Source organism: Undibacterium sp. Di26W, assembly GCF_049340265.1.
GTDB lineage: Bacteria > Pseudomonadota > Gammaproteobacteria > Burkholderiales > Burkholderiaceae_D > Undibacterium.
Map to the genome: position 1 here is coordinate 49388 of NZ_JBMPOR010000024.1, position 16458 is coordinate 65845.

Annotated in this window: 17 protein-coding genes and 1 pseudogene; 13 read left to right on the plus strand and 5 right to left on the minus strand. The window is 50.3% G+C overall.

The features are described from left to right. The first annotated feature begins 9 nt into the window (after window positions 1-9). The 8 genes from ACO0LM_RS23025 to ACO0LM_RS23060 all read left to right on the plus strand — a co-directional run bounded on the left by ACO0LM_RS23025 (window position 10) and on the right by ACO0LM_RS23060 (window position 9035). Entirely contained in the window at window positions 10-2037 is a 2028-nt protein-coding gene (locus ACO0LM_RS23025; RefSeq protein ID WP_423040318.1) for a DUF4214 domain-containing protein, read from the plus strand. Then, the gene (locus tag ACO0LM_RS23030) at window positions 2034-2507 is read left to right on the plus strand and encodes a hypothetical protein (protein WP_423040320.1); all 474 of its coding nucleotides are present in this window, start codon (window positions 2034-2036) and stop codon (window positions 2505-2507) included. Before ACO0LM_RS23025 ends, ACO0LM_RS23030 begins: the two co-directional genes overlap by 4 nt. Beyond that, entirely contained in the window at window positions 2470-3510 is a 1041-nt protein-coding gene (locus ACO0LM_RS23035) for a hypothetical protein (protein WP_423040322.1), read from the plus strand. The genes ACO0LM_RS23030 and ACO0LM_RS23035 overlap by 38 nt, the downstream gene beginning before the upstream one ends. Then, window positions 3510-3977: a hypothetical protein gene (locus ACO0LM_RS23040; RefSeq protein WP_423040324.1), complete on the plus strand. Its 468-nt coding sequence runs from the start codon at window positions 3510-3512 to the stop codon at window positions 3975-3977. The genes ACO0LM_RS23035 and ACO0LM_RS23040 overlap by 1 nt, the downstream gene beginning before the upstream one ends. 33 nt (window positions 3978-4010) lie before the next feature. Continuing rightward, window positions 4011-5657, plus strand: coding sequence for a lytic transglycosylase domain-containing protein (locus tag ACO0LM_RS23045; protein WP_423040326.1), 1647 nt, complete (start codon window positions 4011-4013; stop codon window positions 5655-5657). A 408-nt stretch (window positions 5658-6065) separates the two neighbouring features. Further along, a complete protein-coding gene (locus ACO0LM_RS23050) occupies window positions 6066-7949 on the plus strand; it encodes a hypothetical protein (protein WP_423040328.1) in 1884 nt (627 codons plus the stop codon). A 3-nt stretch (window positions 7950-7952) separates the two neighbouring features. Beyond that, a complete protein-coding gene (locus ACO0LM_RS23055) occupies window positions 7953-8339 on the plus strand; it encodes a hypothetical protein (protein WP_422979769.1) in 387 nt (128 codons plus the stop codon). A gap of 270 nt (window positions 8340-8609) precedes the next feature. After that, window positions 8610-9035 (plus strand): hypothetical protein, encoded by a 426-nt coding sequence (locus ACO0LM_RS23060; protein ID WP_423040330.1) that lies wholly within the window; start codon window positions 8610-8612, stop codon window positions 9033-9035. A 59-nt stretch (window positions 9036-9094) separates the two neighbouring features. Here the strand turns inward: ACO0LM_RS23060 and ACO0LM_RS23065 are convergent. Continuing rightward, a pseudogene (locus ACO0LM_RS23065) lies at window positions 9095-9268 on the minus strand (RNA 2'-phosphotransferase); the annotation flags it as partial. 157 nt (window positions 9269-9425) lie between these two features. On the opposite strand from ACO0LM_RS23065, the gene ACO0LM_RS23070 reads away from it, so the two are divergent. Beyond that, window positions 9426-9854: a hypothetical protein gene (locus tag ACO0LM_RS23070; RefSeq protein ID WP_423040332.1), complete on the plus strand. Its 429-nt coding sequence runs from the start codon at window positions 9426-9428 to the stop codon at window positions 9852-9854. Window positions 9855-10031: 177 nt separating this feature from the next. Here ACO0LM_RS23070 and ACO0LM_RS23075 read toward each other — a convergent pair whose 3' ends face one another. Further along, window positions 10032-10184, minus strand: a complete 153-nt coding sequence (locus ACO0LM_RS23075) for a hypothetical protein (RefSeq protein WP_423040333.1) — start codon at window positions 10182-10184, stop codon at window positions 10032-10034. Between ACO0LM_RS23075 and ACO0LM_RS23080 the strand changes: the two genes are divergently transcribed. Further along, on the plus strand, window positions 10183-10803 hold the full coding sequence (locus tag ACO0LM_RS23080; RefSeq protein WP_423040335.1) for a hypothetical protein: 621 nt from the start codon (window positions 10183-10185) through the stop codon (window positions 10801-10803). The genes ACO0LM_RS23075 and ACO0LM_RS23080 overlap by 2 nt on opposite strands. Next, window positions 10796-11545, plus strand: a complete 750-nt coding sequence (locus ACO0LM_RS23085) for a hypothetical protein (protein WP_423040337.1) — start codon at window positions 10796-10798, stop codon at window positions 11543-11545. The genes ACO0LM_RS23080 and ACO0LM_RS23085 overlap by 8 nt, the downstream gene beginning before the upstream one ends. A gap of 67 nt (window positions 11546-11612) precedes the next feature. On the opposite strand, the gene kynA is transcribed toward ACO0LM_RS23085, so the two are convergent. The 3 genes from kynA to kynB all read right to left on the minus strand — a co-directional run bounded on the left by kynA (window position 11613) and on the right by kynB (window position 14585). Next, window positions 11613-12464: a tryptophan 2,3-dioxygenase gene (kynA, locus tag ACO0LM_RS23090; RefSeq protein WP_423040339.1), complete on the minus strand. Its 852-nt coding sequence runs from the start codon at window positions 12462-12464 to the stop codon at window positions 11613-11615. 211 nt (window positions 12465-12675) lie between these two features. Continuing rightward, the gene (kynU, locus tag ACO0LM_RS23095) at window positions 12676-13947 is read right to left on the minus strand and encodes a kynureninase (RefSeq protein ID WP_423040341.1); all 1272 of its coding nucleotides are present in this window, start codon (window positions 13945-13947) and stop codon (window positions 12676-12678) included. Beyond that, window positions 13944-14585, minus strand: coding sequence for an arylformamidase (gene kynB / locus ACO0LM_RS23100; protein WP_423040343.1), 642 nt, complete (start codon window positions 14583-14585; stop codon window positions 13944-13946). Before kynB ends, kynU begins: the two co-directional genes overlap by 4 nt. Window positions 14586-15060: 475 nt before the next feature. On the opposite strand from kynB, the gene ACO0LM_RS23105 reads away from it, so the two are divergent. Beyond that, window positions 15061-15540 carry an Lrp/AsnC family transcriptional regulator gene (locus tag ACO0LM_RS23105; RefSeq protein WP_423040345.1) on the plus strand — a complete coding sequence of 160 codons (480 nt, stop codon included), beginning with the start codon at window positions 15061-15063 and terminating at the stop codon, window positions 15538-15540. A gap of 117 nt (window positions 15541-15657) precedes the next feature. Then, window positions 15658-16416 carry a hypothetical protein gene (locus ACO0LM_RS23110; protein ID WP_423040347.1) on the plus strand — a complete coding sequence of 253 codons (759 nt, stop codon included), beginning with the start codon at window positions 15658-15660 and terminating at the stop codon, window positions 16414-16416. Window positions 16417-16458 lie beyond the last annotated feature (42 nt).

The following is a 16458-nucleotide window of genomic DNA, read 5'->3' on the forward strand; positions in this document are numbered from 1 at the left end:
GGAAACGCCATGGTCTGGAAAATGAATTCAGACGGTACATCGACTTATACACCCGATGCGCCTGTTACCGATCTGACGCAAAATACAGCAGGTACCAGTAGCAATACTGGAGGCGGCATCATCAACACTACCTCCAATGCAGGAACCACTGCTGCAACAGCGACTGACTATCCTGACCCCATGTCACAATTGCCAGCGCAGATTGGGACGACTGCCAGCACCGTTGATCCCAAATACCTTCAGCAGGCGCAAGGTCTGTATCAAACGCATCTGGGCCGGGCTGGTGAAAATGCAGGCGTTGATTATTGGGCGCAACAATTGGCATCGGGCCAGTCATTTGATACCGTCAATAAAAACTTTCAGACTGCTGCAAAGCAGAATTATGGTGATTATCTGACCAATGCAAATAGCCAATGGGCTACTGATCCCGCTTATGCAGCGCAAATGAAAAAAGACCTGGGCGGTGCGCAGGCAGGGTCTGTCGCATCAACCGCTACAGATCAATATGCTAATCAGCAAAACCTGAACAAAACTGCCTATAACGATTTGTATTCTGGTGACATCTACGGCACCGCAGATTATAACCAGGCGCAGGGCTTGACACCGCTGCAATATGCAGATGGATCAGGGGTAAAAAACAATACGATAGGCTATGCTCCGGCAGGCAGCACGACACTGCTTAAAACGCAATCGGCTTATCAATTGGGAATTGACCCAAACGAAGTGTATAGAAAAGCAGGCCTGGCAACGCCAACAGGTAGCTACACAGGCCCAAATCATTCATGGGTTCCAACCGGTGTGGCAGCGCAAGATACACCTGAAGCGATGCAGGCAAGGTTTAAGGCATTGCAAGCTGCTGGTATGGAAATTGGTGATGCATGGGTAGAAGCAAACAATGGATTTTCTAGTCCACAAGTCAATACGCCCATCAATCAGGGAATTGTCGATAGCACACCTGGTGGCGGCATCATCAACGCCGCAAGAATCAACATACCAGGTGCTATGGCAGGAATGAACCTGGCAAATGGTGCTGCTTCTCGCGCAACAAATGCCCCTGGAACATTTCAGGGCGGTAGCGGTGCCTATCAATACAATCCTGCTGCGCTAGCCAGCCCTGCGACCTGGGGCGTAACTGCTGACCAGACAGCACAAGGACAAATGGCCAGGATGATAGACCCGAATAATCCCTATTATCAGGCCTGGGCCCATGCCGGTGCGCAAGATGCGGCTGCCCGGGGTTTTACTGGCAACAGCAGCATCCGTGACAGTGCGATCATGGATGCAGTCATGCGTAACGCCACCCCGATTGCCTCTGCGGATGCAGCAACTTATGCCAAAGCAGCCGGGTACAACACCGATCAGTTGAACCAGAATGCCTTGCAGAACTTCAATGCTGCCAATGTGGCTGGTCAGTTCAATTCTGGTCAGAGCAATACCTTGCTGAACAATATCCTGGGCATCAATTCCAACCAGTCTATTGCCAAGCTGAATTCTGATACGACTCTTGGCGTGGCTGGCATCAATGCAACAACATCAAAATACAATACTGACAGCAACGCCAATACCTCCCTGGCAACAGCGGGTATTTCTGCAAACACCCAACGTGCAATCGCTGAACTGAGCGCAGCCAGCCAGAAGACCATAGCAGGCATGAACAACGCCAGCCAGCAAACACTGAACGCAGCGCATGATGCTAACTCTGCCGCAATCGCAACGAATCAGAACACGGCTACTGCCTGGAATAACTATATCGCCGGTATTGCTAATATCCAAAGCAATTCTGCGATGGATGTAAATGCAAAAATGGCAGCAGTGCAAAATCTGACCGATGCAGCCAATGCCGCAGGCTTGAAAGTGACGTTGCAAGGCACGGCAGCAGCGGCTGGCACCGGGACGTATGTGGGGGCCGATGGCAGTGCATCTGGTGGCGGATCTGGCGGCGCATCTGGCAGCTTAGTTGGCCCCGTCACGCCAACGCAACAAGCTGCCATCAACCAGGCCAACGTCGATGTCAGCAACCAATTGACATTCCCATGACCAGGATCACTGAGGCCAAGCCCATCACCAGGCAGCAGGTGAATGAACTCGAAGCCGCCATGAAAAAACTGCCACAGGTGGAATTGAAAGTCGTCAACCATTTCGCCAACGGCGTCTATGCGCGCGAATTGCATATTCCTGTCGGAGTAACACTTACTGGCCGCATCCACAAATACGACAACCTCAACATCTTGTCGCAAGGTGAAATGCTGGTGACGACAGAGGCAGGATTGGTCCACGTCAAAGCGCCTTTTACGGTCGTTTCGCCTGCCGGCACCAAACGCATCGCCACCACGCTGACAGACTGCATCTGGACCAGCATACACGGCACAGATGAAACCGATATCGACAAGATAGAACAACATTTTACTGCGGGGGACGATCAGGAATACCTGGATCACTGTAAAAAATTAACACTGGAAGGAACACAATATGGCATGGGTCGCAACAGCCGTGATAGCGGCATTTGAGGTGACCACCGTCGCCACCGTGTTGACCGCAATATCCGCAGTTGGCATGGCTACCACCGTGGTAGGCGCGGTCACTGGCAATAAAAACCTGATGAAGATCGGGGGCGAGATCAGCATGGTCGGCGGCATAGGCGGACTCGTCAATGGCGCTATCGGCGCAGCAGCAGGCGGCGCAGCTGAAGGACTTGCCGCAACGGGTGCCGATGCAGCCATAGACAGCGCTGGCAATGCCGCATTGTCTGGTGCGACTGATGACGTGGTCACTAATATGGCCGGCAATGGACTGGTTGCCGATACCGGGTCCGGTTTGGCTGGTCTTGGCACGGATGCCGGTACCATGGCCAGTGGTGCGCCAGCAATGACCTCTACTGGCGCTGCGGGTGGAAGCGGCCTGGGTGCCGGACCGAGGATGGCAGGCAATGACTTCATCGGAAGCCAGCAAAACATGATGGGTATGAACACGGATATAACTGGCGCAGTCAATCCGCCTGGTAATTTTGTTCAACCGGTATTTCAGCCAACATCACAGACGGTAGCAATGCAAGGAACAGGCAGTCCGTCACTTGACGTTGGCGGTAATGTGGTCGGTACAAATGCTCCCGGCCCATCATTTAATACCGATGGAACAATCAACACCACGACCAATAACAGGTTTGCGGTATCTGCAGAAGACCTGGCTGGCGGTCTGGATAAAGATGGCATCATTCCGGTAAATGATTTAGGCCAGATCAGTGGGTACACCTCACCATCGCCGACAGGATTGCCATCGGGGTCGCCATCGGGGTCGTCGTCACTTCTCGACAAACTCGGCAGCAAATGGAGCAGCATGAGCGATGCCCAAAAACTGGAATTTACCAAGTCAGGTCTGGCGCTTCCATTCAACATCATGAACCAGCGCAACCAGCAAGCTGCGCTTGATTTGCAACGCCAGAAACAGGCACAGACCAGCTACGGCAGCGATGTTCCGCGCTTCGGTATCATCAACTCAATACGGAGAACATAATGCTTGGCCAAGCTTCCAATTCCATGCTCGCCCAGGCAGAGCAAGGTATTCAATCCAAAGTAGCAGCGCAATTTCAAATTGCCTTGTCCAAAGTGGTGAACGCCGGACTGACGATCATGTATGCACCGCAAAATAAAGAAATGCGCCTGCAACGCATGGCACAGGCCGGCAACCCCGCAAAGGATGCCGGTGCAGGGGCCGCCCGCATGATCAGCAACCTCTATGCCCAAAGCAACAAACAGATGCCGCTGGAAGTCGTCGTTCCTGCCTCCATGATCTTTGCGTTTGAATATCTTGATCTGTTGGTCAAAGTTAAACGCCTGGCCATCACGCCCGACCTGATCGCCGCCACCACCCAGGCCGTGGCAGACGCCGTGCTACCCATGTTCGGCGTCAGCAAAGACCATATGACACAACTGGTCGCCTACGCCAAACAGCAGCGCGCCAGACAGAACAGGGCACGTTAGTCCCTATTTAGCAAACGCAAGAGGAAACACACCATGTACACAAACTACAGAAGCCCCTTTTCAAACAACCCCTATGCCGACGACGAGAATGGCGACGCAGATCAAATGCCCGACCAGTCGCAGGGTGCTGATCCACAATATGACGCAGCAGGTGAAAGCCAGCAAGATGAATTGACTCAGAACAAAACCAATTCCGTCGACGAATTGATGCATTATCTTGCCATGAACATTCCAGTTGGCGAAGGCATTATTTCACGTCCGTCAGGCGCTGATCTGTTGGCCTTGGCAAATAATAGTGATAGCGACTATCCGTCATCGTTTGATTCTGGCTATGACGCTCCTGATGCCGGACCAACCGCAGAGCAAACGCCTGAGCCACCAGAAGCAAGTGAAGCACGTGCCATCAGCCCAGAAATCCAGAAAGAAATCGACCAGGTGAAGGGCGCATCCTCCGCCTCGCTGAAAGACCGATACGCGGCTTATCTGCTGGCAACCAGAAAGCAGGACGAAATCAGTCATATGCAATCTGCAGTCATACCAGATGATGAATTGCAGACCGATGTTAGTACCCCGGAATTTGCCGCATTCAATCGCCGGCTCGACGCTGGCAATGTGAATGTCAGTGGCCTGTATGACAAAGCCAAGAAAATCGCAGATCGTATGAACGCACCACCTGATCCCAGAGAATTTACAGATGCGCGCAACGAAGCCGCACAACGACGCACACCGGAAGAAGCCCAGGCTTTCAAAGAAGAACTGGCAGCGGCAACGGCCCGCCATTTCTTTGATCTTTTGAAGCCCGAAACGTCAAAAGATACCGATGTTAACGACAGGCGTGCTGATAGCAAAGACGAACCAGATACTGAAGAACTGGATAGAAGAAATACGCAAAAGCTGCATGACGATATCAGCAGTATTGTCCAGAAAATTGATCAATTGTCTTCGGATAAGAAGGAGGGAACAGATCAGATTGCTAAAAATGGATCTGACAAAGTAGGTAAAATAAAGATACCGGATGTCAATCCAAAGGCGCAAAAAAAATACCAAGAATATCGCCCCTATTTTGACGCTGCGGCAGAAGCGGCTGGCGTCGACGCAGCTAGCCTGAGAGCCATGGCTAAAGTAGAGACCGGTGGGACTCCAGACCCTGCCAACGCTCGCAACAGCAAAAAACCAGGTGCGGCCACTGGCGTCTTGCAACTCACCCCAGATACATGGGCTGATACTGTTAAAAGACATAAGGAACTGGCTAAGTACAATAACTTTTCCAAATACAGTACGGACCCGGAGGCGAACATTATGGTTGGTGCTTTTGCACTTAAAGACAAGGGAGATGCAATAAATGTTCCAAAAAAGCATCCCGATTTTTATGCACTGACCATTGCTGCTTATAACGCCGGCCAGGGTACGATTAATGAGGCCATTGGCAACGCAGCGAGAGATAATCAGAAAGACCCGCAAGCGGCAGCTATGAATCCCAAATATCTCGGCCCCGCGATAGCTTCAACCCATATAGACCGCTATTACCTAGACGGTCATGGTGGGGAAAAAAATCCCTATAACCCAGGTAAACCCGGTGCCTCGGAAAAAAAAGCGAAGCAATGGGCAATTGATGCCAAGGTCATGGAGATTTCTCAATATGTGCCAAAAATGTACCACTACAAAAGCAGCGAGAAATAGCACGCCGCTTAGTTAAACTTCTGGGAAATCCTTTTCCCCAACATCTTGCCTAACAAGTATTTTCATGATTACATGAAGCCCTCGCTCCCCATGCCCGCATCGTCAGGCAGGGGAGTAGTCACCCAGACTTCATACCGATCTCCCTGCCACCACAGGCTTGCATTGCCTCGTTTGTTCATAGGCTCGCTGGTGGGTATATCCATGCATCACTCGCTGACATCACTCGCTACAACAATAGCGACTACCTATTAAACCGCGCCAACCATGCGTCATCTGTTAACAGGTGTTAACAGGTTCACTGACCTGATGCCACATGACGCGACTGCTCACCTATGCCAAAAAAACAGCGCGCCAGACAAAGCAAGCTGCGGTAGTCACGTTTTGAGAAAACGCAAGAGGAAACATACGATGTACGCAAACTACAGAGTCCATTATTTCATTGACCCCTATGCCTTCGATGACAACGCTGGTAATGAACAAATGTCAGAACACACCTATCCAAAAACGGACGTTACTGCGCAAGACCAGCAAGAGGCACTGGCCCAGAAAAAAACAAATGTCATCGACGATTTTCTACGTCAGCTCGCCACGCGCATTGTCGGCGGCACCGGTATTATTTCACGCCCATCGGGTGCAGATCTGCTGATCCGCGACAATGCAAGTCCTGGCACCTCCCTCACTTCATTCGAAGATGATTCTGAAGATGCGGGTGATAGGCACAACTTCTCTGAAGATAAACAAACACCAGAAGAAATATCTGACACTCTGCAGGCAAATAGAGCACGCATCATCAGCCCAGGGCTACGCAGTGAAATCGACAGAGTAAAGGGAATTCAGCCTGATGAGATGAATATCTACAATGGGGCTAGCGTTGACGAGGTACTGAACAGTTTGCCAGCTATCAATGCGGCCAACGGTGACAGTAATGTTGCCACGACCAAAGATGACCTGATGCGTTCAGAAAAAGCGTCCGACCAGGCTGGCAACTTTGATGGCCGCGATGTCACCGAATCAGGCGATACCCTGACCGACTTATTCAAACGCAATTACGGCTACACCCCAAGTGAAGATGAACTGATCCAATACGCCAATTACAACAACCTCAGCAGCGCGCACGACCTGTCGGTCAATCGCGTTATCGAGAGCCCCAGTCTGGATATACTCAGACAGGCAGACATGACAGACCAGCAGAAGAATAATTACCTGGCAAGGGATGCACAATATCAAGCATTGTATGCATCAAAGGCAGAAGAAGCAGCACGCCAGTCCCGCACCGTGAGCCAGGAAGAAGCCGACGGGTCGCGCAAAAAAATGGGCGGTCGCAATTCAGAAGCAACAGGACCAATTACTTACCGTCCTGGCGGAGGGAATGATACCCCAGCAATGGAATCGTGCCCAATCTATGATGCGATGAGTAACTATTCAGGAACTGAGTGGGTACCGGTAGACAATACCCCTGTGCGTGATCCGGTTGGCGAAGCCATCGTGCGCGCATCCAGGGCCGCTGGTAAAGACCCGCTGGAAGCTGGCAAGGGGTCGTTAAAAAGTATCCTGGATATAGGTCCTGGTCTAATTAATTTACCCATAATGGGTACCAAGCTGGCTACCGAAGGATACCTGGCAATAGGCAATCAATTCGGACTGGTACCAAATGACATCTATCAAACCTTCCGCGATTCGCAACCCTGGCAATTGCATACCTGGACGCCAAGTAATGACGCACAACGCTTCGGGCAGTATGGAACCGACGCAACCATGGCTGCCGCAGGAGGGGCTAATGCCTGGAGTAATGCTGGTAAAATAAGTGTTGTGCGTGATGCGGTGCAATTGGCGACCCTTGAGCAACAAGCAGCAGACTTAACTATGTTTAATCAAAAGTCTGCAGCACCGGCTAGTGGGTCTGTTCAATTTGGGCAAATTGGTGTTTCACCTGAATTCAGTAATGCCGGTCGTTTTAAAGGGGCGTTAGTTAGTGATGTCGCTAAATCCATCCGATCTGGAGAGATTGCCGTTAGCGATATTCAAATCAATACCATTCGGTGGGGTGGACAGAGGATAGCTGTCAACAATCGCTCACTTACTGCTTTAAGTGAAGCGGGTCATTCGCCTACAAATATAGTTGATATTACGAGCACGATCAGCAAAGATTTGGGAAATCCAGATAATATTTTTGCAGTGATGCAAAGGTTACGTGAAATGAATTTCAAACCATCCCCGCAGATTGGAGTAAGACCTCTTGGTAGTACGCGGCAGACACCTCCTGCCTATATCGTGAAAATTCTTGGAGAATAAACAATGAACGAAATCACATATCCATTTGAATTGATTCCGAGTGCTTATGGAACAAAATTGAAATTTTATGGTGAAGAAGAAGGGCGGTGGACTATTGACTTAAATGTACAAATGCAGAAAGATGTTTCCGAAAAACGGATTCAGCTTACATTTATCGGAGTGACGCAAGCTAGAGTAAACGATGATTCTGATCGACGTACTTCAGGTAAATACTTACTTATGCAGATTGGCAATAGCTCATGGGTGGACTGTTTTCTGGATTCTTATGTTCAAGAATTCGGAAAGAGCCTTCTTCCTGTCGTCAAGAACATGCAACACTTCATTGTACGGGGTCATGAGTCATCCATTGGTATTTTAGCTAGAAAAGTTGAGTGTACGACCATCAATTGATGGGATGTAGAATTTGAACCGATATATTTCTTTGATAATGCAGAAGAGGTAAATCGTTTGTTGAATGAGGAATTAAATAAAAAATAAACAGCCCAAACACCCGAAGCACTGAGGTGTACTGTCAATAGCGGATACTCATGTTCTAAGCTGTCTGAGATTGCTGATTGAAATTTCAGCAATCAAGGCTGGCGATAGATTGCCAAGACGCGAGTGACGCACCGCAAATCCACACGGTTCCCCTAATTCGCCTCGCATTAAAGGAAAACCATAATGAGTCAGTTATTTTTTTACGATTCACCTATTCTCCCCGCCGGATTCAGTTTTCCGAAGCATTATTTGGAGTTGGCTCAAGGTGATGATATTCCCGATCTTGAGCCATGGGGGTTTTTGTTCTTGAATATGCCTGGTTCACTAAATTACTATGGTGCTATGCTTCAGAAATATCCGGATAATCCATTGATCCCCTTCGCAATCATCAATGATAAGAGCGGTTTTTATAACGGCGGGTACGTGGTGTTGGCGTGTTTTGACGGCAATGACAAAAGCGGGGATCCGAAGGTCTATTTCCACGATTATTCAAATCCAAAACGAGTTGATTGGGCTGATAGGTATTTTCTGCCCAATTTTTCCGAGTGGCTGCGCGTCGCGGGAGAGGAATCCGCACGTTACAAAGCGGAACGCGCGGAGGAAGATTAATTTTATTCGATGATAAAGAGAGTTGGTGCGGCATTGGTTAGCCAAACATCATTCTCAGCCTAAAAAAAATTAAGGCCTTGTTCATACATGAGTAGGGCTTTAATTTTTAGCACCACTGATTTGCCATGCCTCTGGCCAACGGCAAGCGCGGTCTGTTCGTCTTGCGACATATGCACGTACTGGCGAGAGCCGGGCAGCAGTCCAACTTTTTGAATAGATTCCATAAAACGCGTGGCGGTGCCATGTTAAAGAAATTCGGGTGGCAGCTTCGCCACCGAACGGTGAGAGATATTTATACGATGCCCAAACTGGTAAGACGATGAGTTGGGAAGAAATGCTTAAGACTTATAGTGGCGGTGCCAAAACATTTCTTCTTAAGGGGAGTTAAGTATGAAAATAATTTGTGATATTTGTGGTAAATATTCAAAAAGCGATATGACCTGCACAAATTGCAGTAGTGTAATTGTTTCTGAAGACGAAATTCCTCACTTAGCGTTACCTGTCCGATGGGGGTGGGCATCTTTTAGATTTGATATTGACAGTTTATTACTCAAAGAGGAAGCAATAAATTATTTGCGCGAAAAATGGATTGCACTCGAAGAGTTTACGGTGATGCATCTTTTAAATTCACAGGTTTCGAGATTTCGTTCTGATGTTAATGAGATCAAAGTTATGGTGAGAGAGGATTTTTTTTCTTCAATATGGCAAAACGTTTCAAATAAGTTTGAAGGCGTATCTGCAGAATTTGAACCGATATATTTCTTTGATAATGCAGAAGATGTAAATCGTTTGTTGAATGAGGAATTAAATAAAAAATAAACGGCCCAAACACCCGAAGCACTGAGGTGTACTGTCAATAGCGGATACTCATGTTCTAAGCTGTCTGAGATTGCTGATTGAAATTTCAGCAATCAAGGCTGGCGATAGATTGCCAAGACGCGAGTGACGCACTGAGTTTTTGATACCTTGCATCTTGCCAAAAAAGTATTTTCATGATTACATGAAGACCTTGTTCTTCATGCCTGCGTAGCCATGGCGGGGAGCAGCAAACCTGTTCATTTTATTTTGCCCGGACTTCATGCGCCCCATCCCCCATATCAGGATTTTCCTGCCCCATTTATTCGCCAGCTTGCTGGCGGGTATATCCATGCCATCACTCGCTGACACTAGTAGCAATGATCAGGCCAACGTTCCAACTCCCAGTACTCCGCATCTGCGCCATCTGGTGACCGGTTCACTCACACGTGACCATATCGCCGCGCTCGACGCTGCCCTGGCAGCACACCCGGATTTGAAAGAAATTGAACTGATCGACATCCCCGGTGCATCCGGCATCGCACCAGAGGTCGCTTATCAGTTTCAGTGGCGCATCAATCAGCATCAGTTGCACACCTTTGCGCGTGGCGAATGCGCGTCTACCTGTGCCTATATCTTTCTGATGGGGCATGAACGCACCTTATTGCCTGCCAGGATTGGGGGCGAAACCGTGTTGCTCATGCATTCCATCCATTCTGCCGCCACAGGTGCCTTTGAACGCACCTACAATGATGACCTGATTTCCATCGTGCATCAGCGCAGCCAGGGCAAACTGCCATTGGAATTGCTCAATAAAATGTATGACACCACAGACAGAAGCGGCGGCATTTATATTTACCGCAAGCCCATCAGTACTGGCGGTCATGTTTTCTTTCAGGCGCAATACGGCGCCAAGCGAATCAAGATCAGTGATGCTACACCAGAAGATTTAGGAATCAAGGTCGATGAATAAGCATATTCATATTCCCAAACATCAGGTGCGTCACCTGTCTAAACATATTGCCGGCTTATGTCTGGCAGCCAGCATGCTCATAACCAGTAGTGGTGCTTTGGCGCAAACACCATCGCCTGTATCGGTATCAGCAAACTCAGAAAATACTGCACAAACCACGATGCCTGCCGCAGTGTCACCAGTGACAGATCAGCTCTTTCGCATACAAAGAAAAATTGACCAGGCCGTGCTGGAAAAATTTGATGCTGCCATCAAAGCCAATCCTGCCATATCTGTGCTTGAATTCGATGGCGTGACGGATTTCGCAGGCATTGATATCGACGCCATCATGGGCGTGCATGACAGAATAAAACAATATCGCCTCTCCACCACTGCCCGTGGTTTATGCGTCGGTTCTTGCGCATTATTATTCATGACCGGTTACACACGCACGGTATTGCCCGCAGCGAATAATCGCTCAACCAGAGTGGTGTTGCGGCCCATTACCAATCTATATCATGAATTTCTTGTTGAACAGACCGACACACTGATCGAAGAAATAATCACACGCAGTGACGGTAAAGTTACCAAAGACTTCATCAGAAAAATATACTTGGTCCGTGATGACGTTGCCAGCATCATGATTCAATATCTTGCCGGCAAGAGCGATATTCATGTCAGTTTTCTTGAACGTGCTGACGAAAAATCCAAACCGCTAGAACCATCAACGGCAGAAGGGCTGGGGCTGAAGATCGGCGAGTGAAATATTCCTGCACTGATTGACGCCACGCTATAACGGTGGGCGTCAATACCCCAATTTAATAATTCGCTTACAACGCCGTCCTCAAAGCAAACAATTCCGGGAACAGGACGACGTCCAGCATCTTGCGCAGGTAGCTGACGCCGGCGGTTCCGCCGGTGCCGGTTTTGAAGCCGATGATGCGTTCTACCGTGGTGACATGGCGGAAGCGCCAGATGCGGAAGGCGGTTTCCATGTCCACCAGTTTTTCTGCCAGCTCATACAGGGACCAGTGTTGTTCTGGTGTCTGATACACTTGCAGCCAGGCGGCCTTGACCGATTCATTGGCGACCACGCCTTGTGACCAGTCGGCTTGCAGGCGTTCTGCGTCGATCGTGAAACCCTGGCGTGCCATCAGCATGATGGCTTCGTCGTAGATCGATGGCGTGCGCAATGCTGCGTCCAGTGTGGCATGGGCGTCGGGTTTGCTTTCATGAACGGTCATCAGGGCGGCGTTTTTATTGCCCAGCAGGTATTCCAGCTCGCGGTATTGATGTGACTGAAAACCGGATGACGCCCCCAGGTAAGGGCGGATGGCGGTGTATTCGCTCGGTGTCATGGTAGACAAGACATCCCAGGCATGCACCAACTGATCCATGATGCGGGCGACGCGTGACAGCATTTTGAATGCCGGTGGCAAATCATTATTGCGGATGTGCTGGCGCACGGCATGCAGTTCATGCAGCATCAGCTTGATCCATAGTTCACTGGTCTGGTGCTGGATGATGAACAGCATTTCATTATGGTTGGGCGACCGTGGATGCTGGGCCGTCAAGATCTGATCCAGACCCAGATAGTCGCCATAGCTCATGGAATCACTAAAATCCATCTGCGCGCCATGCCATGACACAGGACATTTGCCAGCTTGTTCGTTATTGCTCATGATGTTTCCTTAAAATTTAAAGCTGAAGACCGTTTAAGGCCGTTTTAAGACCATTAACCACAGAGGCACAGAGGCACAGAGAAAGGCAAAGAGAAAATCTAAAATGCATAAAATATCGTTACTTCAAAATTTTTCTTTCGTTTTTCTCTGTGCCCCTCTGTGCCCCCTCTGTGCCTCTGTGTTGAGAGGTCTTAATTAGTAGGTCTTAAAATCAAGTCACCGCATTCCGCTGCGCTGCCGTATCGTAATCCTTGCTATCGAGAATATCGCGCAGGCCTTCGGCGGCGTCCCAGGCATCGACGTAGCGGGTGTACAGCGGAGTAAAGCCAAAGCGCATGATGGCGGGTTCACGGTAATCGCCGATGATGCCGCGCTGTATCAGTGCCTGTATCACCGCATAGGCATGCGGGTGTTTGAAACTGGCCTGGCTGCCGCGCTGCTGGTGCGGGCGCGGTGTCACCAGTTCCAGCGGATGCCTGGCACAGCGGGTTTCTACCAGCGTGATGAAGAGGTCAGTCAGTGCCAGTGATTTTTTGCGTATGGCTTGCATATCGGTCTTGCCGAAGGTGTCCAGGCCGCAGCCTACCATCGCCAGCGAGGTAATCGGCTGGGTGCCACACAGGGCGCGACGTATGCCCGGGGTGGGTGTAAAGCTGGGGTTCATTGCAAACGGGCTGGCATGGCCCCACCAGCCGGATAAGGGGTGGTGAAACGCTTCCTGATGGCGGGCCGGCACCCAGATAAATGCAGGTGAACCGGGGCCGCCGTTCAGGTATTTATAGGTGCAGCCGACGGCGAAGTCGGCATTCGCCACGTTCAGGTGCACAGGCACGGCACCGGCAGAATGTGCCAGATCCCACAGCATCAATGCGCCATGCTGATGGGCCAGTGCGGTGACGGCGGCCATATCATGCAGATAGCCGGTACGGTAATTGACATGCGTGAGCATCACCAGCGCCGTACTGTCATTCATGGCCTGCGGCAGTTCATCCGGCGAGTCGATCAGTTGAATTTGATAACCGCGATCCAGCCAGCGGGTAATGCCTTCCGCCATATAAATATCGGTAGGGAAGTTACTGCGTTCGGTAATGATGGTCTTGCGCTGGGTCTGTGGCGACTGTATCTGCAAGGCTGCAGCAATGGCCTTGAACAGGTTGACCGATGTGGTGTCCGTCACCACGACTTCATTCACTTCGGCACCGATCAGCGGCGCGAGCTGGTTGCCCAGCGTGGAAGGCAAGTCAAACCAGCCAGCCGTGTTCCAGCTCTTGATCAGGTCGGTTCCCCATTCTTTGGTGATGACCTCTTGCGCTCTTTGCAGCGCAGCTTTGGGGCGGGCACCGAGCGAATTACCGTCCAGGTAAATCACGCCGGCAGGCAAATCAAATTCTTCGCGCAGGGTGGCCAGCGGGTCTTGCTGATCCAACTTGACGCAATCGTTGCGGGTGATGTTAGTGACAGTGGTTTGTATCGTTTGTGTCATTGTTGCAGGCTCCTCAGGATGGCGCGTACCGGGCTGGCATCCAGCCCGGCGAGTTTCAGTGGCAGGCAAATCAATTCGTAATCTCCGGCGGCGATGTCATCGAGGACAATGCCTTCCAGTATCGCCATCTGATGGGCCTTCATGCGCAGATGGGCATCCAGGGTCTTGGATTCTTGCGGGTCCAGCGATGGGCTGTCTATGCCTATCAGACGCACGCCATGCTGGGCCAGCAAATCGATGGTGGCAGATGCAACGCTGGGGAAATCGCTGTCCCATGTCATCTGTGGTGCCTGCATGTAGGTGCGCAACAATACCCGCTGCGGCAACTGCGCCAAAAACGCTTGCACATGTTCAGGCAGTACCTGGGCCACACCCATGCAATGGATCACGCGACAAGGGCCGATATAGGTACTGATCGCCACTTCATCGATGGATTTGCCGTCGGCATCGTAATGTGATGGGGCATCACAATGCGCGCCAGTATGGGTGGACATGGTGATCTTGCTGACCTTGACCGGGCAACCGTCAGCAATCTGCCAGGTGGTCTCAGTGCTATAGGCACTGTCACCCGGCCAGACCGGTATGCCTGGCTGTATGGGCGGGGTGATATCCCAGATCTGTGGGGCGGGTAGAGACATGCTGACTCCTGTAAAAACATGCAGAGATTTTATGCCGTTTTGCCTGAATTGTTCTTGCAAATTGCCACATCAAAACCTATATTTATAGAATATACTGCGTCAAATAAGTGAAATATTGATGGATAATGCAGGAATGGCGTTGTGCATTGCGCAAAGACACCAGATTGTGTGTGTTTTTGCAATTGTTTGGGGCTGATATCCAGTAATCATAATAATAGAAAAAAGACCACTCACCACAGAGGCACAGAGACACAGAGAATGGCAAAGAGGATAAAGGCTGTTTGTAAGCGGCCTTCGTTCTGAGGGATGTGGCAGCCGCATGAATTCCCTGTGACGCCACAGAGAAAAGCAAGAGAAATCTTGAATAGTTGAAGGCACAGCCGTTACTCTCCTGTTCTTAGTTTTTTCTCTTTGCCTTTCTCTGTGTCTCTGTGTTGAGAGGTCTTGCCCTTAGGTAATAATAGGAGACTGCCAAATGCAACTCGACGCCACTGATCTTAAAATCCTCCAGCAATTGCAGACTGATGGCCGTATCAGCAATCAGGATCTGGCTGACAAGGTTTTCCTGTCGCCTTCATCCTGCCTGCGCCGCGTGCGCATGCTGGAAGACGCCGGCATCATCCACCACTATTGTGCCGTGATTGATGCCGCTGCCGTTGGGCTGGAAGTGGATGCCTTTGTCCAGGTCACCATGCGGCGTGATGTTGAACAGTGGCATGAAAATTTTTCGCAAGCCCTGCAACAATGGCCAGAAGTCGTCGGTTCTTACATCATCACCGGTGACGCCAATTACCTGTTGCGCGTGCGTGCGCGCAATCTCAAACACTATTCTGCTTTTGTGCTGGAACGCCTGTATAAAACCACCGGTGTGCTCGACATTCGTTCCAACATCGTCTTGCAGACGCTCAAGGATACGCAGCAGATCGCCACCAGTCTGCTGGTGGCAGCAGAATAATTTCCCTCAGCACTTCTTCGCCCTTGTGCTGGCCCAGCCACAACTCACCGCACCACATATTGTGCAGCGTGAAGGTGAATGATACCCTCTGAATAAATGGTAAAAAACGGAGCGTAGATGGTTATCGTCTGGGGGAAAAAACATGTTTTCACAAAGTTTGGCTATGTTGCCGATTTTTGTCCTCTTTGTCGCAAGCCCAGGGCGTTTGAAATCAAGCGCATAGGGCTGGCTGGCCATGTCTATTACATCACCGTCAGCCGGGGTGACCTGGTCGGCTATGAACGCACCTGCCAGACATGCAAAACTATCCTGAATGCTGACCTGGCGGATTATGCAACCGTTCCCAAAAAGAATGAACCCATGCCTGCGCTGGTCAAGATGTCCAACCCGCACATGCTGGATGTGTTGAAAGACCGACTGGCGCTGGAAGAAATCGTCAGGAAATCACCGGAAACCTTAAAGGATGACGTCCGTTTTTCGCTCATCAAAAGCCCTTTCTATATCTTGTCACCCATGGTGGATAGGCGGCTGGAGAAGGTCGTGCTTGATCTGGAATTCTGGTTGGCCGTTGGTGCCAGCATTGTGCTCATCAAGGTCGCGCCCAGCCTGGCCGAGAAATACTTCCCGTACTATGCAGACAATGCGCTGCAGGCTAGCCTGATCTTCAGCTTGCTGCTGGTGTTCTGGCAAATGCTGACATCCGGCAGCCGTTATGTGAAAAAACAGATCGTCCCCGTGTTGGCGATTTCACTGAAACCCTTGCGTCCCAAGGTTAGCGAATTGAATGTCATCGTGCGTGAAATGAAAGAACGCAAGCACAAGATGGGGCGCAAGATTAAAGTGGCGGATATTCAACGTTACCTGAAGCAAAATTAGTGCAGCACTACACTGGGGCAACACGCCCTGAATTAATCCCGG

Coding starts and splice junctions, on each gene's coding strand:
- ACO0LM_RS23025 (WP_423040318.1), top strand. CDS start 10: ATGGTCTGGAAAATGAATTCAGACGGTACATCGACTTATACACCCGAT.
- ACO0LM_RS23030 (WP_423040320.1), top strand. CDS start 2,034: ATGACCAGGATCACTGAGGCCAAGCCCATCACCAGGCAGCAGGTGAAT.
- ACO0LM_RS23035 (WP_423040322.1), top strand. CDS start 2,470: ATGGCATGGGTCGCAACAGCCGTGATAGCGGCATTTGAGGTGACCACC.
- ACO0LM_RS23040 (WP_423040324.1), top strand. CDS start 3,510: ATGCTTGGCCAAGCTTCCAATTCCATGCTCGCCCAGGCAGAGCAAGGT.
- ACO0LM_RS23045 (WP_423040326.1), top strand. CDS start 4,011: ATGTACACAAACTACAGAAGCCCCTTTTCAAACAACCCCTATGCCGAC.
- ACO0LM_RS23050 (WP_423040328.1), top strand. CDS start 6,066: ATGTACGCAAACTACAGAGTCCATTATTTCATTGACCCCTATGCCTTC.
- ACO0LM_RS23055 (WP_422979769.1), top strand. CDS start 7,953: ATGAACGAAATCACATATCCATTTGAATTGATTCCGAGTGCTTATGGA.
- ACO0LM_RS23060 (WP_423040330.1), top strand. CDS start 8,610: ATGAGTCAGTTATTTTTTTACGATTCACCTATTCTCCCCGCCGGATTC.
- ACO0LM_RS23070 (WP_423040332.1), top strand. CDS start 9,426: ATGAAAATAATTTGTGATATTTGTGGTAAATATTCAAAAAGCGATATG.
- ACO0LM_RS23080 (WP_423040335.1), top strand. CDS start 10,183: ATGCCATCACTCGCTGACACTAGTAGCAATGATCAGGCCAACGTTCCA.
- ACO0LM_RS23075 (WP_423040333.1), bottom strand. CDS start 10,184: ATGGATATACCCGCCAGCAAGCTGGCGAATAAATGGGGCAGGAAAATC.
- ACO0LM_RS23085 (WP_423040337.1), top strand. CDS start 10,796: ATGAATAAGCATATTCATATTCCCAAACATCAGGTGCGTCACCTGTCT.
- kynA (WP_423040339.1), bottom strand. CDS start 12,464: ATGAGCAATAACGAACAAGCTGGCAAATGTCCTGTGTCATGGCATGGC.
- kynU (WP_423040341.1), bottom strand. CDS start 13,947: ATGACACAAACGATACAAACCACTGTCACTAACATCACCCGCAACGAT.
- kynB (WP_423040343.1), bottom strand. CDS start 14,585: ATGTCTCTACCCGCCCCACAGATCTGGGATATCACCCCGCCCATACAG.
- ACO0LM_RS23105 (WP_423040345.1), top strand. CDS start 15,061: ATGCAACTCGACGCCACTGATCTTAAAATCCTCCAGCAATTGCAGACT.
- ACO0LM_RS23110 (WP_423040347.1), top strand. CDS start 15,658: ATGGTTATCGTCTGGGGGAAAAAACATGTTTTCACAAAGTTTGGCTAT.